The organism is Paraplanobispora siamensis (genome assembly GCF_016863175.1).
GTDB classification, from domain to species: Bacteria; Actinomycetota; Actinomycetes; order Streptosporangiales; family Streptosporangiaceae; genus Planobispora; species Planobispora siamensis.
Genome location: NZ_BOOJ01000055.1, coordinates 1 through 23,736 on the forward strand (window position 1 = coordinate 1; position 23,736 = coordinate 23,736).

Annotated in this window: 27 protein-coding genes; 15 read left to right on the forward strand and 12 right to left on the reverse strand. The window is 71.5% G+C overall.

Annotated features, from left to right (window positions below):
- Window positions 1-66: 66 nt before the first annotated feature.
- The gene (locus tag Psi01_RS31170; protein WP_204067710.1) at window positions 67-1,410 is read right to left on the reverse strand and encodes an MBL fold metallo-hydrolase; all 1,344 of its coding nucleotides are present in this window, start codon (window positions 1,408-1,410) and stop codon (window positions 67-69) included.
- 57 nt (window positions 1,411-1,467) lie between these two features.
- On the opposite strand from Psi01_RS31170, the gene Psi01_RS31175 reads away from it, so the two are divergent.
- Both Psi01_RS31175 and Psi01_RS31180 read left to right on the forward strand, forming a co-directional pair.
- Window positions 1,468-2,124, forward strand: coding sequence for a metalloregulator ArsR/SmtB family transcription factor (locus Psi01_RS31175; protein ID WP_204067711.1), 657 nt, complete (start codon window positions 1,468-1,470; stop codon window positions 2,122-2,124).
- Entirely contained in the window at window positions 2,121-2,489 is a 369-nt protein-coding gene (locus Psi01_RS31180) for a sulfurtransferase TusA family protein (RefSeq protein WP_239128151.1), read from the forward strand. Before Psi01_RS31175 ends, Psi01_RS31180 begins: the two co-directional genes overlap by 4 nt.
- A 49-nt stretch (window positions 2,490-2,538) precedes the next feature.
- Here Psi01_RS31180 and Psi01_RS31185 read toward each other — a convergent pair whose 3' ends face one another.
- The 6 genes from Psi01_RS31185 to Psi01_RS31210 form a co-directional block, all read right to left on the reverse strand.
- Complete coding sequence (locus tag Psi01_RS31185; protein ID WP_239128152.1) at window positions 2,539-3,759, reverse strand: RNA polymerase sigma factor; 1,221 nt, start codon at window positions 3,757-3,759, stop codon at window positions 2,539-2,541.
- Window positions 3,760-3,867: 108 nt separating this feature from the next.
- Entirely contained in the window at window positions 3,868-4,206 is a 339-nt protein-coding gene (locus Psi01_RS31190; protein ID WP_239128153.1) for a YciI family protein, read from the reverse strand.
- Between the two features lie 48 nt (window positions 4,207-4,254).
- On the reverse strand, window positions 4,255-4,653 hold the full coding sequence (locus Psi01_RS31195) for a VOC family protein (RefSeq protein WP_204067712.1): 399 nt from the start codon (window positions 4,651-4,653) through the stop codon (window positions 4,255-4,257).
- Window positions 4,654-4,862: 209 nt separating this feature from the next.
- A complete protein-coding gene (locus Psi01_RS31200) occupies window positions 4,863-5,957 on the reverse strand; it encodes a CU044_5270 family protein (RefSeq protein ID WP_204067713.1) in 1,095 nt (364 codons plus the stop codon).
- A 5-nt stretch (window positions 5,958-5,962) separates the two neighbouring features.
- Entirely contained in the window at window positions 5,963-6,475 is a 513-nt protein-coding gene (locus Psi01_RS31205) for an RNA polymerase sigma factor (RefSeq protein ID WP_239128154.1), read from the reverse strand.
- 65 nt (window positions 6,476-6,540) lie between these two features.
- Window positions 6,541-7,851: a cytochrome P450 gene (locus Psi01_RS31210; protein WP_239128155.1), complete on the reverse strand. Its 1,311-nt coding sequence runs from the start codon at window positions 7,849-7,851 to the stop codon at window positions 6,541-6,543.
- Between the two features lie 165 nt (window positions 7,852-8,016).
- On the opposite strand from Psi01_RS31210, the gene Psi01_RS31215 reads away from it, so the two are divergent.
- The 3 genes from Psi01_RS31215 (at window position 8,017) to Psi01_RS31225 (ending at window position 11,074) form a co-directional block, all read left to right on the forward strand.
- Entirely contained in the window at window positions 8,017-8,670 is a 654-nt protein-coding gene (locus Psi01_RS31215) for a TetR/AcrR family transcriptional regulator (RefSeq protein ID WP_204067715.1), read from the forward strand.
- A 185-nt stretch (window positions 8,671-8,855) separates the two neighbouring features.
- Window positions 8,856-9,050 carry a hypothetical protein gene (locus Psi01_RS31220; protein WP_204067716.1) on the forward strand — a complete coding sequence of 65 codons (195 nt, stop codon included), beginning with the start codon at window positions 8,856-8,858 and terminating at the stop codon, window positions 9,048-9,050.
- 614 nt (window positions 9,051-9,664) lie between these two features.
- Complete coding sequence (locus tag Psi01_RS31225; RefSeq protein WP_239128156.1) at window positions 9,665-11,074, forward strand: endo-1,4-beta-xylanase; 1,410 nt, start codon at window positions 9,665-9,667, stop codon at window positions 11,072-11,074.
- A gap of 226 nt (window positions 11,075-11,300) precedes the next feature.
- On the opposite strand, the gene Psi01_RS31230 is transcribed toward Psi01_RS31225, so the two are convergent.
- Complete coding sequence (locus Psi01_RS31230; protein ID WP_204067718.1) at window positions 11,301-11,819, reverse strand: hypothetical protein; 519 nt, start codon at window positions 11,817-11,819, stop codon at window positions 11,301-11,303.
- Between the two features lie 154 nt (window positions 11,820-11,973).
- Complete coding sequence (locus tag Psi01_RS31235; protein ID WP_239128157.1) at window positions 11,974-12,513, reverse strand: DUF1062 domain-containing protein; 540 nt, start codon at window positions 12,511-12,513, stop codon at window positions 11,974-11,976.
- Window positions 12,514-12,918: 405 nt separating this feature from the next.
- Here Psi01_RS31235 and Psi01_RS31240 point away from each other — a divergent pair, with 405 nt between their 5' ends.
- The 8 genes from Psi01_RS31240 to Psi01_RS31275 all read left to right on the forward strand — a co-directional run bounded on the left by Psi01_RS31240 (window position 12,919) and on the right by Psi01_RS31275 (window position 20,760).
- Complete coding sequence (locus Psi01_RS31240; RefSeq protein ID WP_204067720.1) at window positions 12,919-13,392, forward strand: hypothetical protein; 474 nt, start codon at window positions 12,919-12,921, stop codon at window positions 13,390-13,392.
- Window positions 13,393-13,574: 182 nt separating this feature from the next.
- The gene (locus tag Psi01_RS31245; protein ID WP_204067721.1) at window positions 13,575-14,489 is read left to right on the forward strand and encodes an ABC transporter ATP-binding protein; all 915 of its coding nucleotides are present in this window, start codon (window positions 13,575-13,577) and stop codon (window positions 14,487-14,489) included.
- 57 nt (window positions 14,490-14,546) lie between these two features.
- Window positions 14,547-15,335, forward strand: coding sequence for an ABC transporter permease (locus Psi01_RS31250; RefSeq protein WP_239128158.1), 789 nt, complete (start codon window positions 14,547-14,549; stop codon window positions 15,333-15,335).
- Window positions 15,336-15,500: 165 nt separating this feature from the next.
- On the forward strand, window positions 15,501-16,397 hold the full coding sequence (locus tag Psi01_RS31255; RefSeq protein WP_204067722.1) for a hypothetical protein: 897 nt from the start codon (window positions 15,501-15,503) through the stop codon (window positions 16,395-16,397).
- Between the two features lie 164 nt (window positions 16,398-16,561).
- A complete protein-coding gene (locus Psi01_RS31260) occupies window positions 16,562-16,930 on the forward strand; it encodes an STAS domain-containing protein (RefSeq protein ID WP_204067723.1) in 369 nt (122 codons plus the stop codon).
- Window positions 16,931-17,026: 96 nt separating this feature from the next.
- Window positions 17,027-18,874, forward strand: a complete 1,848-nt coding sequence (locus Psi01_RS31265; RefSeq protein ID WP_204067724.1) for a serine hydrolase domain-containing protein — start codon at window positions 17,027-17,029, stop codon at window positions 18,872-18,874.
- 87 nt (window positions 18,875-18,961) lie between these two features.
- Window positions 18,962-20,098 carry a sensor histidine kinase gene (locus Psi01_RS31270; RefSeq protein WP_239128159.1) on the forward strand — a complete coding sequence of 379 codons (1,137 nt, stop codon included), beginning with the start codon at window positions 18,962-18,964 and terminating at the stop codon, window positions 20,096-20,098.
- A complete protein-coding gene (locus tag Psi01_RS31275) occupies window positions 20,095-20,760 on the forward strand; it encodes a response regulator (protein ID WP_204067726.1) in 666 nt (221 codons plus the stop codon). The genes Psi01_RS31270 and Psi01_RS31275 overlap by 4 nt, the downstream gene beginning before the upstream one ends.
- A gap of 39 nt (window positions 20,761-20,799) precedes the next feature.
- Here Psi01_RS31275 and Psi01_RS31280 read toward each other — a convergent pair whose 3' ends face one another.
- The 3 genes from Psi01_RS31280 to Psi01_RS31290 form a co-directional block, all read right to left on the reverse strand.
- Window positions 20,800-21,291 carry a protein-tyrosine phosphatase family protein gene (locus Psi01_RS31280; protein ID WP_239128160.1) on the reverse strand — a complete coding sequence of 164 codons (492 nt, stop codon included), beginning with the start codon at window positions 21,289-21,291 and terminating at the stop codon, window positions 20,800-20,802.
- Between the two features lie 51 nt (window positions 21,292-21,342).
- On the reverse strand, window positions 21,343-21,987 hold the full coding sequence (locus tag Psi01_RS31285) for a response regulator transcription factor (protein WP_204067727.1): 645 nt from the start codon (window positions 21,985-21,987) through the stop codon (window positions 21,343-21,345).
- Window positions 21,988-22,051: 64 nt separating this feature from the next.
- Window positions 22,052-22,672 carry a DedA family protein gene (locus Psi01_RS31290; protein ID WP_204067728.1) on the reverse strand — a complete coding sequence of 207 codons (621 nt, stop codon included), beginning with the start codon at window positions 22,670-22,672 and terminating at the stop codon, window positions 22,052-22,054.
- Window positions 22,673-22,904: 232 nt separating this feature from the next.
- Between Psi01_RS31290 and Psi01_RS31295 the strand changes: the two genes are divergently transcribed.
- Together Psi01_RS31295 and Psi01_RS31300 are read left to right on the forward strand one after the other, a co-directional pair.
- Window positions 22,905-23,306, forward strand: a complete 402-nt coding sequence (locus Psi01_RS31295; protein WP_204067729.1) for a VOC family protein — start codon at window positions 22,905-22,907, stop codon at window positions 23,304-23,306.
- A gap of 75 nt (window positions 23,307-23,381) precedes the next feature.
- Window positions 23,382-23,735, forward strand: coding sequence for a YciI family protein (locus Psi01_RS31300; RefSeq protein ID WP_204067730.1), 354 nt, complete (start codon window positions 23,382-23,384; stop codon window positions 23,733-23,735).
- Window position 23,736: the final 1 nt, after the last annotated feature.

Here is a 23,736-nt window from a genome sequence, read left to right on the forward strand (position 1 = left end):
CCATGGCCGGAACGAAGGGGCTCATGCCGTACCGCCCGGCCGGACGCCCGCCGGGGCGGGGGGCGCTCACTCCGCACCGTCCACGAGTGCGCGCCCGGTGGCCTCGGCCCAGTCGTCGGGCCCGCCCTCCAGCACCCGCAGATCCCGGTGGCCGGTGCGCTGCAGCAGGCTGGCGGCGGTCATGGCCCGCTCGCCGTGCCCGCACATCACCGTCACCGGTCCGCCCGGCACGTCACCGGCCCGGGCGGGCAGGGCGCCGAGCTCGATGTGCAGCGCACCGGGGACGTGGCCGGAGGCGTACTCGGCGTCCTGGCGCACGTCCAGCACGTGCGTGCCGTCGAGCCGGTCGGCGCCGACCAGGCCGATGCTCTGCGCCGGGCCGGTCCAGGCGCTCATACCGCCGGTCAGCTCCCCGGCGCACGCCTCGTAGCCGATCTTCGCGGCCTGCCAGGCGATCTCCGCGGCGTCCTGGGCGGGGTCGCGGACGATGACGTACGGCGTGGCCGGGTCGAGCAGCCAGCCCAGCCAGGAGGCGAACTGCGCGCGCAGCGGGATGGAGATCGCACCGGTGATGTGCGCGGCGGCGAAGGCCCGCGCCGGCCGTACGTCCACCACCACCGCACCCCCGGCCCGCAGCCCGCCCACCGTCTCGGCGTCCAGCGGGGTGAGGGCGGGGGCGCCGGTCATGATGGCCGGGCCGCGCCGGTTGGCCTCGGGCAGGTGCAGGAAGTACGGCGGGAAGCTGCCCAGGCCGCCCAGCAGGGCGGCGACGAAGGCGTCCTCGTCCGCGGTCCGCAGCAGCGGGTTGGTGGCCTTCTCCGTGCCGATGGTGGAGGTGCGCTCGGCGCCGGGCGGCGCCGAGCAGAACGAGCCCGCGCCGTGGGTGGGCCACAGCGCGGCCTCGTCCGGCAGCTCCGCCAGGCGCCGCAGCGAGCGGTACTGGGCACGGGCCAGCGCTTCGGTCCGCTCTGCTCCGGACAGGTCGGTGCGGGCGGCCGAGCCGACGATCAGCGACCCGCCGGAGAACACTCCCAGCGGCGCCGCGCCGTCCAGCAGCACGAAGGCCAGGTGCTCACCGGTATGACCGGGCGTGGCCAGGGCTCGCAGGGTCAGGCCGCCCAGGTCGACCTCGTCGCCGTCGGCCAGGGCGGCGTGGTCGAAGGCCCGCATCCCGGCGGCCGAGGCCAGCACCCGGGCGCCGTCGTCGGCGGCCAGCTGGAGGGCGCCGGACAGGAAGTCGGCGTGCAGGTGGGTGTCGGCGGCGAAGGCCACCGTCAGGCCGTGCGACGCGGCGGCGGCGCGCAGGGCGCGCAGGTCCCGGCCGGCGTCCACCGCCAGCGCCCGGCCGTCACCGAGGTCGACCAGGTAGGACGTGTTGCCCAGTCCTTCATCCACGATCGGAATCACCATGTTGTCCCCTCCGCTTCCACCTTTTACACTATTCCATGGACTTATGGAGGAATGTCAATGGGTGACGTGATTGCCAAAACGGCGCTGTTCGACGGCTTCGCGCAGGTCGGCAAGGCCTTGGCCTCGGCCAAGCGGCTGGAGCTGGTGGATCTGCTGGCCCAGGGCGAGCGCTCGGTCGAGGCCCTCGCGCAGGCGGCCGGCCTCGGGCTGACCACCGCCTCCAACCACCTGCAGGTGCTGCGCCAGGCCGGGCTGGTGGCCACCCGCAAAGAGGGCACGAAGGTCTTCTACCGGCTGGCCGGCACCGACGTGGCCGCACTGTGGGCGAACCTGCGAGGCGTCGCCGCCGCGCACCTGGCCGAGGTCGAGCGGGCCCGCGCCGCCTATCTGGGGCCCGACGACGCCGAGCAGCTCACCCGGGAGGAGCTGCTGGAGCGCATCCGGACCGGAGACGTCATCGTGGCCGACGTGCGCCCGGCCGTCGAGTACGCCGCCGGGCACATCCCCGGCGCCGTGTCGATCCCGCTGGACGAGCTCGCCGACCGGCTGGCCGAACTGCCCGCGGACGGGCACATCGTCGCCTACTGCCGGGGCGCCTACTGCGTGATGGCCCACGAGGCGGTGCGGGAGCTGGCGGCCCGCGGCCGCAGCGCGGCGCGGCTGGCCGAGGGCATGCTGGAATGGCGCCTGGCCGACCTGCCGGTGGCCGTATGAACGAGCCGACCTGCGGCGATCCGGTCGTGCTGGACGGCGGCGATCCGGTCGTGCTGGACGGCGATGATCCGGTCGTGCTGGACGGCGGCGATCCGGTCGTGCTGGACGGCGGCGACCGCCGCTGCGTGCAGCTGCTGATCGAGCTGCGCCGTCTCGTCACCGGCCTGCCCCCGGGCACCGTGGTGCACCTGATCGCCGCCGACCCGGCCGCGCCCATCGACCTGCCCGCCTGGTGCCACCTGACCGGCCACACCTATCTCGGCCCCACCGGCGCCTACGCTCCCCGAGCGGCCTACGCCCTCGCCGTGGCCGCCCACGCCCGGACCACCGCACCCGGGCGGCCCTGGCATTCCGGCGACCATTGAGAACTCATGGTCTCCGGCCCCGGGGAAGGGCTGCCCGGGGAAGGGCTGATCAGTCCCAGCGCAGCCGCTCTTCCAGCAGGGCCTGCTGGGCGGGGTTGGCCGTCAGTTCCAGCGCCCGCGCGTCAGATGTCCTGGCCTCGGCGCCCCGGCCCAGATCCCGCAGCAGCTCCGCCCGGGTGGCGTGGAAGAGCGGATAGCGCTCCAGCGCCCCGCCGAGCTCCTCCAGCTCGGCCAGCGCCGCCTCGGGGCCGACGGCATAGCGCAGCGCGACGGCCCGGTGCAGCCGGGTCACCGGGGACGGGGCCAGCCCCAGCAGCAGGTCGTACAGCACCACGATCTGGCGCCAGTCGGTGGCGGCGAAGGACTCGGCCTCGGCATGGCAGGCCACGATCGCGGCCTGCAGCTGGTACGGCCCCGGCCGCCGGTGCGTGCGGGCGGTGCGCGTCAGCAGCGCTATAGCCTCCCCGATCGCCGCCCGATCCCACCGGGTGCGGTCCTGATCGGCCAGCAGCACCAGGCGGCCGGCGTCGTCGAATCGGGCCGCGCCGCGCGCCCGGTGCAGCCGGATCAACGCCAGCAGCCCGGCCGCCTCCGGTTCCCCGGGCAGCAGGCCGACCAGCAGTGCGGCCAGCCACTCGGCGTCGTCGACCAGGTCGCGGGCCTGGGCGCGCTCGGCCGTACTGGACAGATATCCCTCGTTGAACAGCAGGTAGACGACCGCCAGCACCTCGCCCAGCCGCTCCGGCAGTTCCCCGCCCGCCGGGATCCGGTACGGGATCCCGGCCTCGGCGATCTTCTTCTTGGCGCGGGTGATGCGCTGGGCCACCGTGGTCTCGGGCACCAGGAACGCCGCGGCGATCTGCGCGGTGCTCAGCCCGCACACCACGCGCAGGGTCAGCGCGATCTGCGCGGGCCGCGACAGCGCCGGGTGGCAGCAGGTGAACACCAGCCGCAGACGGTCGTCCGGCTCGGCGGGGACCGGCCAGGTCAGCTGGGTCAGCTTGGCCCGGTAGGTCGATTCGCGGCGCAGCACGTCCAGGCCGCGCCGCCGGGCCACGACCAGCAGCCAGGCATCGGGCCGGTCCGGGATGCCCTCGACCGGCCAGCGCTTGAGCGCGGTCTCGACGGCGTCCTGCACCAGGTCCTCGGCCGCGGAGAAGTCGCCCAGCAGCGACACCAGGGACGCGGCCAGCCGGCCCGCGTGCTCGCGCACCACGCGGGCCAGCACCTCACGCGTCGCCGCCTCGTCCACGCCCCGGCCCTCGTCCACGACTCAGCCCCTGCTGCCCTCGTCCACGCCCCGGCCCTCGTCCACGCGTCGCCGCCTCGTCCACGACTCAGCCCCTGCTCACGCCTCGGCCCTCGTCCACTCCGCCGGTCACGAAGCGGGACGGATCTCCACGATCGGGCACGCCGGCCAGGATCTCGCCAGGACCAGGGCCTCGTCCAGATCGGCCACCTCGACCTCGGCGAACCCGCTGACCACCTCCTTGCCCTCCACGAACGGCCCGTCGGTGACGACCGGTTCACCGCCGTCCAGCCGTACCGTGGTGGCGGTGTGCACCGGGTACAGGTGCGTGTGGTGGGTGATCTTGTCGGCGTGCTCGGCGAACCAGCGGCCCACCGCCGCGTAGGCCGCCTCCCGCTCGGCCTCGCCCATTGCCTCCAGGTCCCGGGCGAACTGCTCGGTCTCGACGAACATCAGCACGTACTTCATGCGCGTTCTCCTCACGGATCGGCGGATCGGCGGATCGGCGGGCCGGTGTCAGGTGGCGGGCAGGGCGGCGTACAGGTCGACGCCGGTGCCGTCGGGGTCGGTCACGGTGGCGTACCGCATACCCCAGAAGGCGTCGAACGGCTCGGCGATCCCGCGGTAACCGGCCCCGGTCAGCTCGGCGTACTTGGCGTCCACTCCGGCCGGGGAGTCGAACTCGAAGCACAGCAGGGCGCGGGGCCCGCCGGTCGGCGCGCTCCAGCCGGGCAGGAACGGGGTACGGAAGGCCTCGCCGTCCAGCATCAGGTGCAGCCCGCCGGGCAGGTCGCACGAGGCGTGCTCGGGAGTGGCCGGGTCGAGCTTGAACTCCAGCCCGAGCCGGGCGTAGAAGGCGATGGCCGCCCGCATGTCGGAGACCACGATGTCGATGGTGTTCAGCGTCGGATTCATGACCTGCTCCGTTCGGAATCATCGGACTGTCCCGGCTCGGCGGCAGCCGCCCCAGGGTGATGAGCGGGTCCGGTCTCCTCGTTCATCACCCTGCCGGGCGGTCTGCTCACCGGCCTCACCTGCAAGACGATTCGCGGTCAGGCCTGTACGACACTTTCCCGAAGATTTTTGTGCTCGAATCGCGCCACGGTCGCATGGACGCCTCGCGGCTACGGGTGCTCGTCCGTCCAGCCGGCCTCGAGGATGGTGTTGGTGTTCCACACCGTCCCCGGCTCCAGTCCGGCCTGCATGCCGCCCGGCTTGACGACGACGCTCTCGCGCGCCAGCGCGCGGCCGGACCGCTCGTCGATGATCAGCCGCACCTGCACCACGCCCTTTTCGGTGTCACCGGCCTTGGGCTGCGAGGTGCCGTCGATCGCGATCGCGGTGCCCGTGCGCCCGGCGGCGTCGGTGACCTGGCCGAGCGAGGTGACCGACGGCAGGTCCGCGAGCATCCGGAAGGCCGCCGCGCGCACCTCCGGGCTCACCGGCATGTCGGTGATCAGCCCCTCGGTCACCCGGAACAGCCAGGCGTCCTCCGCCATCGGGGCGCCGGACTCGGTGTCCTTGCCCTCGTAGAAACCGAGCAGATGGGCCTTGAGCGCCTCCGGACCGGTCGGCAGGTTCCGCAGGTCGGCCATGGTGACGTTGCGGCCGAGCCAGAAGAGCTCGTCACTCTTCGTGTGACCGGTGTGCGGCTTCCCGGCACTCTCCTTGATCGGGATTCTCTTGCGGCCCGCGAAGGTCAGCTCGCGCGGCGAACCCGCCTTCTCCCAGGCCGTCCGGTCGGCGTCGGTCGCGGGCCTGATGGCGAGGATGCGGCCGGAGCCCCACTGCTCCCTCGCGCCCACCCAGCTCTCGCTCTCCTGCTCTATGGTGATCACGAAGCCCTCGTTGACCGGCTGGAGAGTGCGGGAGCGGCTGGAGACGTGCCAGTAGTCGCCGGTGGCGGGCTGGCGCTCCGCGCTGGTCGCGGCCACGAGCAGCACCTCCTTCGCCGAGAGGGCGACCGGCCGCGTCGCCGTACCCGATGCCGTCGAGGTCACGACGGACGCCGGCCCCTGGGCCGGACCGCCGACCAGCACGACCGCGGTCACGACCGCCGTCGCGCCCGCCAGGCCCAGGCCCCAGCCCAGCGACTTCCTGCCGCGCCGCGGCACCTGCCTGGGCTGGGCGAAGGCACGGGCCAGTTCGGCCTGCCGGGTCCGCGGGTCGATCGGCCCGTCGGCCAGATGGGCCGGGCGGGCGGCACGCAGTTCTTCCATAGCATTCATGACAATTCCTCCACAAGCCCGGTCTGCGACGGCACTGGCGATTCGAGTTCGGCCCGCAGGCGTTTCCTCGCCCGGTGCAGCCTGACCCGGAAGGCCGGCACCGAGCAGCCGAGCACCTTGGCGGCGTCTCTCATGCTCAGGCCCTGCCAGGCGACGAGAATGAGGATCTCCCGTTCGTCCTGGGTGAGCCTGGCCATGGCCTTGAGGACGCCCAGGCGCTCGGCCACGTGGTCGGCCACGTCACCGGTGATCCACTCGCGCATCTCACGCCGGATCCCCTCCCGCCTGACCTCGGCCCTGATGGTGTCGCGCAGCACGTTGCGCGCCACACCCAGCAGCCACGGCAGGGCGTTCTGCGGCACCTGGTCGAACTTGCGCCAGGCGATGGCGAACGTCTCGCTCACCACCTCGTCGGCCACCTGCCGACCGGCGCGGCTGACCACGTAGGCCCAGACCCGCTGCCGGCATTCGTCGTAGATGGTGGTGAAGCGCTCTCGATCGCTCGTCACCGCCCCAGCCCCTCACATGTCCCGGAAACCGCTGACAGGAGGAAGTGGTCCGGGATCCTCAAAAGTTACAAGCCATCTCCTGACCGAGCACGGGCCTGCGGGACGGTGAAGGTGCACGGCAGGCGTTTGCAGCCGTTGACGAAGCTGGACAGCAGCCGGTCGGGCTCGCCTGCGGTGATGTCGGGCAGACGGGTGAACAGCTCGCGGAACATCACGGTGATCTCCCGGCGGGCCAGGTGCGCGCCCAGGCAGAAGTGCGGTCCCGGACCGCCGAAACCGACGTGCGGGTTGGGAGAGCGGGTGATGTCGAAGGCGTCGGGATCGTCGAAGACGGTCTCGTCGCGGTTGGCGGAGGCGTAGAACAGCATCACCTTCTGCCCGGCCCGGTAGTGGTGGCCGTTGATCTCGACGTCGCGGGTGACGTTGCGGCGCATGAAGATGACGGGGGTGCTGTGGCGGACGATCTCCTCCACGGCGCCGGCGATGCGGCCCTCGAAGTCGGCCGTCAGCAGCCGCCGCTGGGCGGGATGGTCGGTGAACAGCTTCAGGCCGTGGGCGATCGCGGTGCGGGTGGTCTCGTTGCCGGCCACCACCAGCAGCAGGAAGAACGCGGCGAACTCACGCGGGCTCAGCCGTTCTCCGTCGATGTTGGCGTTGACCAGCGCGGAGGTGAGATCTCCGGTCGGCGAGTTCCGGCGTTGCCGGCCGAGCCGGGCGGCCAGCCGGTGCAGCCGCCATCCGGCCAGCGCCACCGTGGTCAGGGTGCGGATCACGCCCAGCGGTGAGACCTTCACCCGGGCGCCGGCGTAGGCCGCCGTCTCGCCGACGTACTCGGGGTCGGTGTAACCGACGACGATGTTGGTCAGCTTCACCACCCGCGCGTGGTGATGGGGCGGGATGCCGAGCATGTCGCAGATCACCTCGACCGGCAGCCGCATCGCCACCCGGGCCACGAAGTCACCCGGGCCTGCCGCGATCAGCTCGTCGACGATCCGCGCGGCCCGCCGCGCGATGTCGGCCTCCGCCGCGGCCAGCACCTTGGGGGTGAACGCCCGGGAGATGATCCGGCGGATCTTCGCGTGCCGCGGGTCGTCCATATCGATCATCGAGGTGAAGTAGCCGCTCATCCAGCGCGGCATGTCGGTGGGGCTGGTGGCGCTGGGCTCGCTGCTGAAGATCTCGGGACGGCGGCTGGCCTCCACCACGTCGGCGTGCCGGACCAGCGCCCAGTAGCCGGGGTCGCGCCGCAGGAAGGGAACCTTCGGCAACCGGAAGTACGACAGGTGGGGCTGGGCGCGCAGCAACGCGAAGGCCCGGGCGCGCTCGGCCGGCGGCCGGGCCCAGAACCGCAGGTCGCTCAGGTCGATGGCGGACACCGTGAGGGGGGAAGAGGATGGCGAGTCTTGGGTGGTCACAGGCGACCGCCTTTCCCTGAGCGGGCAGAGGACCGCATTTCTGGTGATTGCCAACACCAGAAATTATGGTGTCAACCATCACCAGATTCGACCGGAGTGTCAAGGGCTACGGCACAATCGGATGTCGTGACCTCCTCGACGCCCTCCGCGCGTCCCTACCGCGGGATGCCGGCCGAACAACGCCGGGCTCAGCGCCGCGCCGCACTCCTGGAGGCAGGCCTGGAGGTGCTGGGCGGCCACGGCTGGGCCACCGCGACCGTGCGAGGCGTGTGCAAGCAGGCCGGCCTGAACGACCGCTACTTCTATGAGAGCTTCACCGACCTGGACGCCCTGCTGCTGGCCGTCGTCGACGATCAGGCCGCCCAGGGCACCGCCGCGATCCTGACCGCGGCCGCGGCCGCCCCCCACCGCCTGCGCGCCCGCGCCCGCGCGGCGGTGGAGGCCATCGTGGACTTCCTGTCCGCCGACCCGCGTCGGGGCCGCATCCTGGCCCACGAGTTCTCGGCCCATCCGCTGCTGCAGCAACGCCGCCGCCGCATCATCCAGACGCTGGCAGGCATCTTCACCGCCCAGGTCCACGAACTGCTGGACGAGGTCCCCCTGTCGGCCGCCGATCTCGACCTGACCGCCCTGACCGTCACCGCCGGTCTGTGGGACCTGCTGACCAGCTGGTTCCGCGGCGACCTGGACATCGGTCGCGACCATCTCATCGACTACGTCGTGGCCTTCCTGCTGACCACCACCGAACTGGCCCCGGCGCTGCAGCACCGGCTGCAATGACCCCCGGCCGGCATCCCCGGGCTTCATTGGCGTGACCGGGCGCCCAGCTAAAACGATCTTGTCGGACAGGCCCCGCACGCGTCCCCGCACGGATGGGACTTCAGCCGGCTACGCGACCGGACGAGCGGCGGGAACCCGTCATGGCGGTACGTCGAGCGAGCCTCGGCGCTCCCCCCGGCGGCACCGTGGTCTTCCACCTGCGAGCCGTCCCGCGGCAGATTCGCGACTTCGATCCCGAACGCCACGAGCGGCCGCTACGGAGTCTTCATGAGCGCATCCGCGCGGATGGCGCCTTCACCGTTCGCAACCATCGCTTTCCCGTCGAGGCCGTACGCGAGGTCCGGATGCCGGTGAGCACGGCCGATCATCATGGGGAGTGACCTGGGCGCGTGGTGTCACCCAGGCCTGACGACCTTGCGCGTCCCATGGGCGGAGACCCGTGTTAGCGCTAACACTCCGTGGTGCAGCCTCCTTCGACACCCCGGCGTCTCTCGTGGTGATGGCGGCGAGTAAATACAGCCGGACCGGACGCCGTCAAGGGCGGGCGGTCCTGCACGCGACCGCGCAGGGCAGGCCCCGTCGGCCTGTACAGCCGATTTCCGGTTTCGCAACTTGCGATTCCACTATGAAAGTTTCATCGTCGATATCGGCACATCCCTGTCATATCCGTATACATGGGCCGCTTGCTGCTCGGAAGCACCGGCCGTCGAGCGCCACTCGCGACCGATCGATCCGAAAGTTTCGCTTAAGTATTGACATGTTTCGGTCGCGTTTCCACACTGATCTCCGAAGCGGTCGGCCCCGCCTGATGTGGTGATCGGCGGGGGCCGCCGGTCATGACGCCGTCGTGGTGTGCGCCTCCGGTCCGGGGTGCGGCGTCGTCCGCCGGGTTCCCGCATATCCCTCTTTCCGTGATTTCAGTATGGAGTCAGGCATGGGTATGAAGGCTTCACCCTCATCCGCGCGCAAACGCCTCGGTGCCCTGCGCGGCCTCGTGAGCACCGTGAGCGTCGCGGGTGTCATAGGCGCGGCGCTGATGGTGTCGGCCCCCGCGGACGCGGCGGCGAGCACGCTGGCCGCCGCCGCCCAGCAGAGCGGCCGGTACTTCGGCACGGCCATCGCCGCCGGCAAGCTGGGCGACCAGACGTACACGACGATCGCGAACCGCGAGTTCGACATGATCACCGCCGAGAACGAGATGAAGATCGACGCCACGGAACCCAACCGGGGGCAGTTCAACTTCAGCGCCGGCGACCGGGTCTACAACTGGGCGGTGCAGAACGGCAAGCGGGTACGCGGGCACACCCTCGCCTGGCACTCCCAGCAGCCGGGCTGGATGCAGGCGCTCTCCGGCAGCAGCCTCCGGCAGGCGATGATCAACCACATCAACGGTGTGATGGGGCACTACAGAGGCAAGATCTACGCCTGGGACGTCGTCAACGAGGCCTACGCCGACGGCAACTCCGGCGGCCGGCGCGACTCCAACCTCCAGCGGACCGGCAACGACTGGATCGAGGTGGCCTTCCGCACCGCGCGGGCCGCCGACCCGTCCGCCAAGCTCTGCTACAACGACTACAACATCGACAACTGGAACTGGGCCAAGACGCAGGGCGTCTACAACATGGTCCGCGACTTCAAGCAGCGCGGCGTGCCGATCGACTGCGTCGGCCTGCAGTCGCACTTCAACAGCAACAGCCCCTACAACAGCAACTACCGCACGACCATCCAGAGCTTCGCGGCCCTGGGCGTCGACGTGCAGATCACCGAGCTGGACATCCAGGGCGGCTCGGCCACCACGTACGCCAACGTGGTCAACGACTGCCTGGCGGTGCCGCGCTGCACCGGCATCACCGTCTGGGGAGTCCGTGACAGCGACTCCTGGCTCGGCGCGAACACCAGCCCGCTGCTCTTCGACGGCAACGGCAACAAGAAGGCCGCGTACAACTCCGTCCTGAACGCGCTCAACAACGCGAACCCGAACCCCTCGCCCACGCCGACCGTGACGCCCACGCAGAACCCCGGCGACGCGGGACAGATCCGGGGTGTGGCCTCCGGGCGGTGCGCGGACGTGCCGAACGCCACGACGACCGACGGCACGCAGCTCCAGCTGTGGGACTGTCACTCCAACTCCAACCAGCAGTGGTCCTACACCTCGGCGCAGGAGATCCGCGTCTACGGCAACAAGTGCCTGGACGCCGCCGGCACCGGCAACGGCGCCAAGGTGCAGATCTACTCCTGCTGGGGCGGCGACAACCAGAAGTGGCGCGTCAACTCCGACGGCTCCATCGTCGGCGTGCAGTCGGGGCTGTGCCTGGACGCCGCCGGCACCGGCAACGGCGCCCTGCTCCAGCTCTACTCCTGCTGGGGCGGCAACAACCAGAAGTGGACCTGGAACCGGGGCTAGCCAGATCCGATCATGAGACGGCGCCGGCCGGCGCCGATCGAGGCCGGACGGGATCTCCTGGGACGACGCGAGCGGGCCGCTTCGGAAATCGACTTTCCGAAGCGGCCCGCACGGGTGTCCGGGTCGTTTTCGTCCGGGGACGGCGAGGCCCCGCCCCCGGTGCGTGTGCGCGGTGGGGGCGGGGCGGCGGCCGGGGGCGTGCCGTGGTGGTCGGGCGGCGTGGTGGTCAGGCGAAGGAGACGGCGGCCAGGGCGATGGCCGAGCCGGCGAAGACCACGGTGTTGCGGATGTAGGTCTGGGCGCGGACCCAGCCGGGGAAGGCGCTCTCGGCGGCCTCGAGGAAGGGGGCGACCTGGACGCGGGCCAGCTCGGGGTCGCCCTTGCGGGCGAAGGCGGCCTGGACGGACTTGACCGCGGTGAGGTTGCTGTAGACGATCCCGGCGTTCATCAGCAGGACCAGGGAGCAGAAGATCCAGGTCAGCGGCTGGGCCAGGGCGGCGCCGGCGAGGTTGAGGGCGGCGGTGGCGATCATGATGGCGGCGACGGTGGCCGGGGCGGCGGTCTCGTGGCCGCCGGCGTCGAAGCGGAGCTTGTTCTCTTCGAGGATCTCGGGGCGGATGTTCTGGCGGCGCAGTTCGGCGACGGCGGCGTTCTTGGCGGCGGGGCCGAAGCGGTGGCGGACCAGGGGGATGCTGACGAAGGCGACGGCGACGAGCAGCTGCATGAGGGCGGCGAGGGTGTTCATGGGGGGTCCTCTCAGATCCGGTCCTGCACTTAGTTCAAGTGGCTGATGGGTAAACCGTACCCCACCACTTGAACTAAGTGCAAGAGCCTATTGAACTAAGTTGAAGACGTGCCCGCCGACAGGCCGGAGATCGCGCGCCGCGGTCGCGTCCCCGCTAGTCCCCGGTCATCACGGTGAAGGCGAAACCGGTGCTCGTCGGACGGCGCAGCGGGATGTCGCACTTGATCCGGCGCAGCACCTCGGCCCTGCTGAGGCCGAGCCCCTGCGCGATGAGCCGCTCCGGACGCACCGGCACCGGATCCTCGAAGACGACCTCCACCCGGACCGGCCACGCCTCCTCCAGCCGTGCCGACGGGGTGTCCAGCCGCCAGGCCCCCGTCCAGTCCAGGGTGAAGCGGTTGCGCCGGGCGAGCAGCGGATCCAGCAGCCTGGACGCCACCAGCTCCGGATCGTTGGCGTGGTAGCCGTCGAGCTCGGCCGGGTCGAAGGAACCGACCGGCGCCCGCTCGTGCACGGTGAGCTTGCCCGTCCGATCGCAGGACACGCAGCGCACCAGCAGCCACACGTCCAGCAGCTTGCCGTTGGCGTTGACGCGGAACCTGCCCTCGCCGGTGGTGGCCGACTCCGACCGGCAGTCCACGCACCGCAACGACAGCAGAGGCAGCCTGGTCCGGCGGACGACCCAGGGCAGCACAGTATGAGGTTGTGAAGACATGATCTCTCTAGACCTGACACGAGGCCGATTGCGCGCGGCCTCAAACGCTGTGTGACCGGGCGCACGCGGGCAGCCCGGCAGAGCCGGCGGGAGGGCCGGCCTGAAGGTGAGCGGAAGAAGGTGTCAGGTCTGAAGAGCAGGCGGGGTCACGCGGTTCTGTCCTCTGTCCTCACTGCGACGGGGCCGCAGGCAACCTACGGGAGCGCGGAAGGAGGGCTCAACCGGTTTTCCGGCGGCGGAGCGTCCCTCGGATCGCGTGAACGCGCAAAGCAGAAGGGCGCGGATGGAGCGTGCATTTGGTCACTGAGCCGCCCACCCCGCCTGCCGCACCCTGAGACACCGGCGTTTCGACATGGAACGCAGGTCAGCCAAGGGAGAAACGACATGCGATCTCACAAGCTCCTCGCGCTCGCGCTGACGGCGGGCCTGGCCGTCCCGGCGGCCGTGTCCGCGGCCTCACCCGCCGGCGCGGCGACCGCGGCCGCCACCTGCCGGGTGGAGGTGAACTACGTCGACGCCTACGACACCGAGGAGAACAACGGCGACGAGATCCGGATCAACCTCGCCGGGTACATGTATCCCGGCGGCGGCAGCTACGTCGCCATGAACAACGGTGACACCGCCTACTCCGGCAACTTCGGCAACCCGACCACCACCATCGGCGTCACCGCGTCGGCGAAGTTCAGCCTGCGCGAGGTCACCCCGCCCGTCATCGGCCAGGGCGACGAGCTCGGCTCGGTCACCGCGCAGGGCTCCACCTGCGCCACGCTCTCCACCGGGCAGATCGCCTACATCTCCAAGCACATCTTCGGCAACGGCTACTGGTACTACATGAGCCTGGTGATGACCGGCCTGTAGTTCCCGGGGATGGAGCCCCGGCGTTCGCCCCGGCCGGGTGGCAATCCACCGATCGGTTGATTCGGCGTCCCCACCGATCGGCAGTCAGGTCCCGTCTGCCGGTCGGTGCCGGGAAAAGCGCCGGTCCAGCAGGCTTGAGGCACGCCCGAACGACGAGGGGCCAGCCTGAAGGGACCACGCAGATGCCAGCAGTGATCGAGGTGCGCAACCTCCACAAGCGTTACGCCGACAAGATCGCGGTCGAGGATGTCTCCCTCACCGTGCAGGAGGGTGAGATCTTCGGGATCCTCGGCCCGAACGGCGCCGGCAAGACCACGAGCGTGGAGTGCGTCGCGGGTCTGCGGGTGCCGGACCGGGGCGAGATCAGCGTGTGCGGGCTGGACCCGCAGCGGGACCGCACCGAGCTGACCCGGCGGCTGGGCGTGCAGCTGCAGGCCGGTCAGCTGCCCGATCGGCTGCAGGTGGCCGAGGCGCTGGAGCTGTACGCCTCCTTCTACCCCCACCCGGCCGACTGGCGGGCGCTGATGGGTGACCTGGGTCTGACGGACAAGGCCAAGACCGCCTACGCCAAGCTGTCGGGCGGGCAGAAGCAGCGGTTGTCGATCGCGCTGGCGCTGGTCGGCAACCCCCGGGTGGCGATCCTGGACGAGCTCACCACGGGCCTGGACCCGCAGGCCCGGCGCGACACCTGGGAGCTGATCGAGGGCGTGCGCTCCCGCGGGGTGACGATCGTGCTGGTCACCCACTTCATGGAGGAGGCCGAGCGGCTGTGCGACCGGCTGGCGCTGATCGACGGCGGCCGGGTGGTGGCGGTGGACACCCCGGCCGGGCTGACCGCGCGGGCCCGCATCGAGCAGCGCATCCAGTTCCGCCCGTCGAAGCCGATGGCCGACCACCTGCTCACCGACCTGCCGGAGGTCTCCGGCCTGACCCGCCGCGGTGAGCTGGTCATCGTCAGCGGCAACGACAACGCGCTCAACGCGGTGACCGCCGTACTGGCCCGCAACCAGATCGTCGCCGAGCGGCTGCGGGTGGAGCAGGCCAGCCTGGAGGAGGCCTTCGTCCAGCTGACCGGCAGCCGCCTCGACTCCGAGTAGACACCCGACCCCGCAGCCCGGCCCCCGCGAAGAGACCAGTAGAGAAAGGCCACCCCCGTGTCAGTCCTGAACACCACCACCGCCGTTCCCGCCCCCGCCACCTCCGGTTCCGCGACCTGGCGGCTGATCAAGGCCGAGAGCAGGTTGAGCATCCGGGACAAGGTCGGTCCCCTGTGGGGAGTCGGCTGCCCGCTGATCGTGCTGGTCATCCTCGGAATGGTCCCCGCCCTGCGGGAGCGGGTGGAGGCCGCCGGAGGCCTGACGTACTTCGACCTGTACGTTCCGGTACTGATCTTGTTCAACCTGGCGATCCTGGCGATGACGGCCCTGCCGACCACGCTGGCGGGCTACCGGGAGAACGGGGTGCTGCGGCGCCTGCAGACCACCCCGATCGGCCCGGCCCGTGTCCTCACCGCCCAGCTCGTGGCCAACTTCGCCATCGCGCTGGTCGCGACGGTCCTGTTCCTGGCGGTGGCCGGGCTGGGCTTCGGTGTCGACCTGCCCCGGCACCCGGCCGGTTTCGTCCTGTCCTGGCTGCTGGGAGCGGCCGCGCTGCTGGCCATCGGCCTGCTGATCACCGCGCTGACCCCCGGGCGCGGCCCGGCCACGGCGGTCGGCACGGTGCTGTTCTTCCCGATGATGTTCTTCGCCGGGCTGTGGGTGCCGGTCGCGCAGATGCCCGAGGTGCTGCAGACCATCAGCCACTACACCCCGCTCGGCGCCGGCATGCAGGCCTTCCAGGCGGCCTATCTGGGCGACTTCCCCGCCGCCGCTCCCCTGCTGACCCTGGCCGCCTACGCGATCGGGTGCACGATCATCGCGATCCGCTGGTTCCGCTGGGAATAGGGCCTCCCGGAGGTCACCGGCGAGCAGATCGGCGATCTCGAACCACGGAAACGGCACCACCGCAGCCGGCAGGTGCGGGTCGGAGACCCGCACCTGCCGGCTTGTCGATCGCGAGGGCGGGCATAGCATCGATGGTGGTGTCTCTCCTGCCGGGAAGTCTTGACGATGTTGGATGAGCAGGAGGCTCAGGCGGTCGCGAGGCTGTTGGAAGCGATGGCCGGCCTACTGGAGAATGATCCGCTGGCTGACGAGGCCCGGCGGATGGCCGCGGTGATGCGCGGGCGCCTTGACCCGGCCCGCCACGGCGACCGGCCGGTCCCACCGCGGGAAGGCACCCATGCGCACCCGGAGGCGGCCTTCGCCCGGGATGAGGCCGCCGCGCAGCGCGATCTGGCCGCCCACCGGCGCGACGACGCGGCGTCCCGCCGTGACGAGGCCGCCGTGACACGCCACCAGGAGCAGCAGCGGGCCCAGGATGCGGCCGCCGCCGCCGATCGCGCCTTCCACGATGTGCTGTGGGCGGCCGAACAGCGCGACCGGGCGGCCGAACAGGCCGGCTTCTCGGACGACGCCGACCCGCAGAGGCAGGCCGTCGATCGTGAGCACAACCAGTGGGACCGCGCCGCGCTGCGCAACGCCTGGACACAGGTGCGCAAAGACCAGACGGCGGCCCAGACGGACGCGGCCGCGGCCCAGCAGGATCGGCTGCAGGCGCAACGCGACCGTCAGGCGAGCGCGTACGACCGGACCGCCGCCCAGACCGACCGGCAGGCGGCCCAGGCGGACCGAGAGCAGGCCATCGTCGAAAGCCAGCAGCGCTGGCCGCCGTGGCACGATGAGACCCCGCAGGACGACCTCACCATCGGCGACCGGACCGGCCGGCTCACCGAGGCGGTGAGCGACATGCGACGACAGGCCAGAGACGCCGTCCGGGGAGCCGAACGGGCCCACCACGACGCTGTGGCGGCCCACCGCCGGGCCGAGCAGATATCCCGGCGCCTGTCGGAGCTCCAAGCCCGCCGGGAGAGTACGGCCGGCGGCGATGAGCAGGCCACGTCGTGACCGCCCGGCGGACGGCGGGCCGGAACATCCCGGTGACGGTGCGCCGCCCGCGAACCGGCCCCCGCGAACCGGCCGCTGCCGCAGAACCTGTCGTCCCGGCGTTAGAAGACCGTGCATCCGGGTAACTGGAACGCTTGGCCCAGTCGCAACGTTGGGGGGCCGACATGCTCTTCGCCCCCGGGGATGCCCGGCTCACACTCATCGCGGCGCTCCGCCACGACAGCGATGCGATCATCATTCAGGTGGGAGGGGAATTCGACATCGCCTCGGTGCCCACCTGGCGCGAGCATCTCGGCCGGGTCTGGGAGCTGTCCGGCGTGCCCGCCCTCGTCCTTGACTTCACCGACCTGGTCTTCTGCGACACGGCCGGGCTCGGCGAACTCGTCAGGGCCTTCAAACGCAGTCAAGCCCGGGGCACCCGCCTGGTCCTCACCGGTGTCGACGGCCCCATGAGACGGATCCTGGACCTCACCGGCCTACGCGAGATCTTCGAGATCCGTCCCACCACAGCCGACGCGATGAGCGTCCTGTAAGGCCCTCCCCTACTCCCTCACTCCCCCGCGCGGGGGACAACGGAATGGGCGGCGTCGGCGATGTGCCGGAAGGGGGGTCCGCGGGAGCCTTACGGCATGTTCCTGAAGCTGATCACCGCCTTGGTCCTCGCATCCACCCCGGCGCAGGCCGCCCAACCTTCTGATCTTCCAGGGGTCGGCACACTCGTCGACGAGCACGTCACCTCGGTCATGGCCGAGGAGAAGATCCCCGGCGTGACCGTCACGGTGGTGGCCGACGGCCGGGAGGTGGTCGACAAGGGGTACGGCTGGGCCGACGTGGAGCGCCGTCTCCCGGTGGATCCCGAGCGCACGCGTTTCCTGATCGGGTCGGAGACGAAGCTGTTCACGGCCCAGGCGGCCCTGCAGCTGGTCGGTGAGGGCAGGCTGGACCTGGACGCCGACGTCAACACCTACCTGACCACCTTCAAGATCCGTGACACCTACCCGGGCCGTCCGGTCACCCTGCGCCACCTGCTCACGCACACGGCCGGGTTCGACGAGGACCACGTCCTGGGCAGCGGCTCGGATGTCCGGCCGCTGGGTGAGGGGCTGGCCGCGACCCAGCCCGCCCGGCTGCGCCCGCCCGGCACCGGCGTCTCCTACAACAACTACGGCGTCGCTCTGGCCGGATACCTGGTGGAGACGGTCTCGGGGATGCCGTTCGAGAAGTATGTCGAGCAGCACGTGTTCGCCCCCCTCGGCATGAAGGACTCGGTGATCGCCTGCGGCGGGCTGGGGGACACCAGGGCCTACCTGACGGACGGCTCGACGACCACGGCCGACTGCGCGGACTTCGCCGCCTCCGGCGCGGGGCCCGCGTCGACCGCCTCGGACATGGCCGCGTACATGCGGGCCCAGCTGGAGCTGGACCCCCGTCTCGGGACCGGGGTGGCGGCCGAGATGCAGCGGCAGCAGTACACCGAGGACCCCCGGCTGCCCGGTATGGGCTTCATGTGGGAGGAGTCGCCGTACAAGGGGCACCGCGTGCTCTTCAAGGCCGGTGACATGCCCGGCATGCACACCTACATGCTCCTGCTGCCGGAGCAGGGCATCGGCATCCACGTCATGTCCAACGGTGACGGCACCGGAGGGCACGGGCTGGACGGGTTCGAGCTGGCCCACAAGATCATCGACCGCTACCTCCCGGACGCGCGCCCGCCGTCCGTCAAGGCGCTGCCCGGCGCCTCCGCCGAGCAGTACGAGGGCTGGTACCAGAGCAGCCGGACCAGCCACGGCAGCCTCCTGAAGGTGCAGGCGCTCACCGACTCGCCGATCCACGTCACCGCGACCGCCGACGGCGGCATCCTCACCACCGGCGTCAAGCGCGGCCAGCGGCACTGGATCCAGTTCCAGCCCGGCGTCTTCCAGGAGGAGGGCGGCTGGGACCGGATCGCCTTCCCCGAGCCGGGGCAGCTGGCGATCAGCCGCAGCTCGGTCGTCTTCGACCGGATCGGCCCGCTGGACCACCCGTCGCTGCACCTCGCCCTGCTGGCCCTCGCGCTCCCCACCTCCCTGGCCGCGCTGCTGGGATTCCCCGTGGCGGCGGCGGTCCGGGCGGCTCGCAGGCGGTCGTCCCCGCCCTCCGCCGGGTCCCCCGCCGGGTCCCGCCTCCCGCGCCTGCTCGCCTGGTTCGCCGGTGCCGTCGTGGTCGTCTTCACCGTCGGCTTCGGCAGCCTGCTCGCCGACCAGAGCCGGGCGCTGCCGCTGGTCCTGGAAGGGGCTCCCATGCTGATCGCGCTGCTGGTGCTGGCGTCGCTGACGGTTCCGCTGGCCGCCGCCCTGCTGGCCTGTACGGCGATGGCCTGGTGGAAGCGCTGGTGGAGGACGCCGGGCAGGATCGCCTACACGCTGGTCGCCCTCGGCGTGACCGCGTTCGCCGTCGTGGCGGTCACGTACAACCTCGTCGGCCCCTCGTTCACCTGAACCCCTCGCCCATCTGAACCCCTCCGCCGCCTGACCCCCTCCGCCACCTGAACCCCTCTGAGTGCCTGAACTATGATTCATTCACTTATGCGATCTTCCGTCCGTGTCGTCCGCCAGATTCCACCGCTCGCCGTGGACATCGCCGTCGCCCTGGCCGTCCTCGCCGCGCACTCGGCTCCCTTCCTGCTGACGATCCGGGCGGCCGACCCGGTGACGGGCTACACGATCCAGCAGTACCTTCCGGTGCTCGGCCAGGCGCTGCCGCTGATCTGGCGGCGGCGCGCACCGCTGGCGGTCATGGTCGCGGTGATGGCCGCGACCGGCGCGTACCTGCTGAACGATCCCGACACCGCGCCGCAGCCCGTCCCGTACGCCCTGCTGATCGCGGTCTACACGGTGGCCGTGCACGGCTCGCGGCGCGAGCGGACATGGGGGCTGACCATCCTCGCCGTCGCCGCCGCCGCCCAGCTCGCCGGACTGATCCTGCGCATGCCGAGCGCGGACACGACGGTGCGCGGGCTGGTGATGTACGTCGCGGCCTGGGCGTTGGGGCGGGCGGCTGCCAACCGGCAGGCCCACGCCCGTCAGCTCGAACGCGAGAAGGAGATGGAGGCGCGCCGGGCCGTCGAGCGGGAGCGGGCGGCCATCTCCCGGGACATGCACGACATCCTCGGCCACGCGATCAGCCTGATGGTGGTGCAGGCGGAGGCCGGTCCGCTGGCCGTACGGCCCGATCCGGACCGCGCAGAGGCGGCCTTCGACGCCATCGCCGCGACCGGGCGTGACGCGATGGACCAGCTGCGCCGCCTGCTCGGCCTGTTGGGGGAGGACTCGGCCGAGGCCACCCCGACGGTGGCCCGCATCGGGGAACTGGTCGAGAACGTGGACCGCGCCGGGCAACCCGCCGCCCTGACCGTCAGCGGGACACCGCGCCCGCTGCCGCCGGACGTGGAGGCCGCCGCCTACCGGGTGGTCCAGGAGGCGCTCACCAACGTGGTCAAGCACGCCCGCGCGAGCAAGGTCTCGGTCGAGCTCGGCTGGCGGGCGGACGCGCTCGTGATCGACGTGACGGACGACGGCCGCGGCCACACCGGCGGGACGGGGCACGGACTGGTCGGCATCCGCGAGCGCGCGGCGGCCTGCGGCGGCTCGGTGTCCTTCGGCCACGGGCCCGGCCGGCGCGGCTTCGCCGTCTCGGTGCGCCTGCCGGGAGCCGCCGCGTGACCATCCGCGTCGTGGTCGCCGACGACCAGGAGCTCGTGCGCAGCGGTTTCGCCCTGATCCTCGACACGCAACCGGACATCACGGTCGTCGCGGAGGCCGGCGACGGCGCCCAGGCCGTGGAGGCGGCGCGCCTGCACTCACCCGACGTGGTCCTGCTCGACATCCACATGCCCGTCATGGACGGCATCGAGGCCGCCGGGCGGATCTGCGCCGAGACCGACGCCAGGATCATCATCCTGACCACGTTCAACAACGACGAGTACGTCTACGCGGCCCTGCACGCGGGGGCCAGCGGCTTCCTGCTGAAGGACGTGCGACGGGACGACCTCGTCCACGCCGTCCGCGTCGTCGTGGCCGGGGAGTCGCTGCTCGCCCCGGCCGTGACCCGCAAGCTCATCGACGACATCCTCCGGCGCGACACCCGCCCGCCGGTCGCGGTGCCGGGCATGGACACCCTGACCGCCCGCGAGCGGGAGACCCTGGCCCTCCTCGGCCGCGGCCTGTCCAACCCCGAGATCGCCGATGCCCTGGTGGTCAGCGAGCACACGGTGAAGAGCCACGTCAGCAACGTGCTGTCCAAGCTGGGCCTGCGCGACCGGATCCAGGCGGTCATCTGCGCCTACGAGTCCGGTCTCGTCCAGCCGGGCCACTGGCGCCGCTGACGCCCGCGGCCGGTCCGCCGGCCGGGACGGGCACCCCGGTCACGCGGATCCGGGCGGGGGGAAGCGCAGTACCCAGCGGCGCTGCCACGGAGTCTCGACGGCCCGGTGGTGGTGGTGCTCGCGCGTCCAGGCGACGGCGTCGGCCGGGTCGAGACCGGCCAGGACGGCGAGGCAGGCGATGACCGTGCCGGTACGGCCGACGCCGCCTCCGCAGGCGACCTCCACCGCGGCACCCGCCCGCGCCCGCTCGTGCAGAGCGCGGATCCGCCGTACGGCCAGATCACGGTCCCGGGGCAACAGGAAGTCGGGCCACTCGATCCACTCGTGCGGCCACGGCAGTCCGCCCTCGTGGTCGCGCCGGAGCCGGCCGGAACCGAGGTAGAGGCCGAAGTCGGGCGCCGGCCCCTCCGGCGGCGGACGGCGCAGGCCGCGGCCCCGGATCCAGGAGCCGTCCGGCAGCCGCAGGGCGCCTGCGAGCGGCGGCTCGCTCACCGGCCCGCCGGGTGCCGCTTCGTCCATGGGGTCTTCCATCGGGATTCTCCTTGCCTGTCTCGTCGAAGCCGGGGTGCCCGCCGTACGGCCTCAGGAGCCGAGATAGCGCAGGACCGCCAGGACCCGGCGGCTGTAGCCGGTGGTGTGGGACAGCGAGAGCTTGTCGAACAGCGCGTTGACGTGCTTCTCCACCGCGCTCTGCGACACGTGCAGCGTCTGGGCGATCGAGGCGTTGGTCAGGCCCTGCGCCATCAGCTCCAGCACCTCGCGCTCCCGGCCGGTCAGCCGGGCCAGGGGGTCGGCGTGGCTGGTGCGGGCCAGGAGCTGCCGCACCACCTCCGGGTCGAAGGCCGTGCCCCCGGCGCCCACCCGCTCCAGCGCGTCCAGGAAGTCGCCGACCTGCGCCACCCGGTCCTTGAGCAGGTACCCGACGCCGTCGATGTCCCCGCTCATCAGCTCGGTGGCGTACTTCTTCTCCACGTACTGCGACAGCACCAGCACCTTCACGTGCGGCAGGCGGCGCCTGATCTCCAGGGCGGCGCGCAGTCCCTCGTCGGTGTGCGTGGGCGGCATCCGCACGTCCACGACGACCGCGTCGGGTTCCCGTTCGGCCACCGCGTCGACCAGCGCCCGGCCGTCGCCGACTGCGGCGAGCACCTCGTGGCCCTCCTCCTCCAGCAGCCGCACGAGGCCTTCGCGGAGCAGGGTGGAGTCCTCGGCCAGGATCACGCGCACGGCGGCCCCGCCGTGGTCGGGGCGGGCCCGCCCGCCCGGTCGTCGTGATGTATGAGCACGAGGATCATTGTGTCGTGAACGCGCGCCTCCCCTTGCGGCGTTCCGTCAGCCGGACGCCCACGAAGACGAGCACGGCCAGCAGGACCAGGACGATCACCAGGTTGGTGCCCACTCCGACGTAGGTCTCCACCAGCGACCAGTTCTCGCCCAGGACGTAGCCGGTCAGCACGAAGATCGTGTTCCAGATGAGGCTGCCGGCCGCGGTCAGCAGTGTGAAGACGCCCAGCGGCATGCGTTCCACCCCGGCCGGGATCGAGATGAGGCTGCGGAAGATGGGGATCATGCGCCCGAAGAACACCGTCTTGCGTCCATGGCGGAGGAACCACGCCTCGGTCCTGGTGATGTCGGAGATCTTCAGCAGCGGGATCCGGGCGGCCAGAGCGAGCGTGCGCTCGCGGCCGAGCAGGGCGCCCGCCCAGTACAGCGCCAGCGCGCCCACGACCGAGCCCGCCGTGGTCCAGGCCAGCGCGTTCAGCAGGTTCATCTCGCCTCTGGAGGAGGTGAAACCGGCCAGCGGCAGGATCACCTCGCTGGGGAGGGGCGGGAAGAGATTCTCCAGTGCGATGGCCAGGCCCGCGCCCGGCGCTCCGAGGATTTCCATCAGTTCGATCAGCCAGTCCGTCATGCCCCAGAGGCTATGGACGATCATGGCGGGCCCGGAATGAGGCGCATGGCCGTTCCGGTACTGCGGAAAACCGCAGATACCGGCGGGCAGGGCCGGGGCGTGGGCCTGCGGACCGCGAATGTCCGCGAATCGGAGCGCGGAAGGTGTCCGGAAACGGGAGAGGCCGTTCGTCCTCTATATGAGGACCCTCCAGATGGGGGTTCCGTAGAGCAGGCGTTACGGGAGGACCATCATGAGCGAGCGGGACCAGACACTCGTCACGGGGATTCGGACGGTGGGGGTGCCGGTCACCGACCAGGACCGGGCGGTCGAGTTCTACGTCGGCGTACTCGGGCTGGACAAGCGGCTGGACATGCCCGTGGAACAGCTCGGCGGGCGATGGATCGAGGTGGCGCCGCCCGGGGCGGCGGTGTCGATCGCGCTGGTCCCGGCCCGGGAGGGCGTGCCCGCCGGGGTCGAGACGGGGATCCGGCTGACGACCGGCGACGCCGACGCGCTCCAAGCCGCGCTGCGCGCCCATGGCGCCGACGCCGACGACGTGCTGCGCTGGGACGGCGTCCCGGCCATGTTCGCCTTCCGCGACCCCGACGGCAACGGTCTGGAGGTCGTCGAGGCGGGGGCCGCCGATGACTAGCGCGGGACCGTCGCAGGCCGGAGGTACGGTGATCGTCGTGCCGTCCGGACGGACCGCGCCGCCGAGGAGGTCCTGATGCCGCTGTACATCGCACTCACCTACACCGGCGAGGTCGACTGGACCCGGCCGGAGTACGCCGAGGGCCTGCGGGAGTACGCCGCGTTCGAGGAGGCGCACGCGGCGGTGCTGAGGGGCGGCCACGCGCTCTACCCCACGGCGACCGCGACGACCGTGCGCGTCCCCGGCGGCGGGGGCGGGGACCCGATCATCAGCGACGGGCCGTACGCCGAGACGAAGGAGGCGCTGACGGGCTACTACCTGATGGAGTGCGCGGACCTCGACGAGGCGCTCGCCGTCGCCGCGGAGATCCCCGCGGCCCGGTACGGCACGATCGAGGTACGGCCCGTCCACCCCTCGCTCGACACCTGAG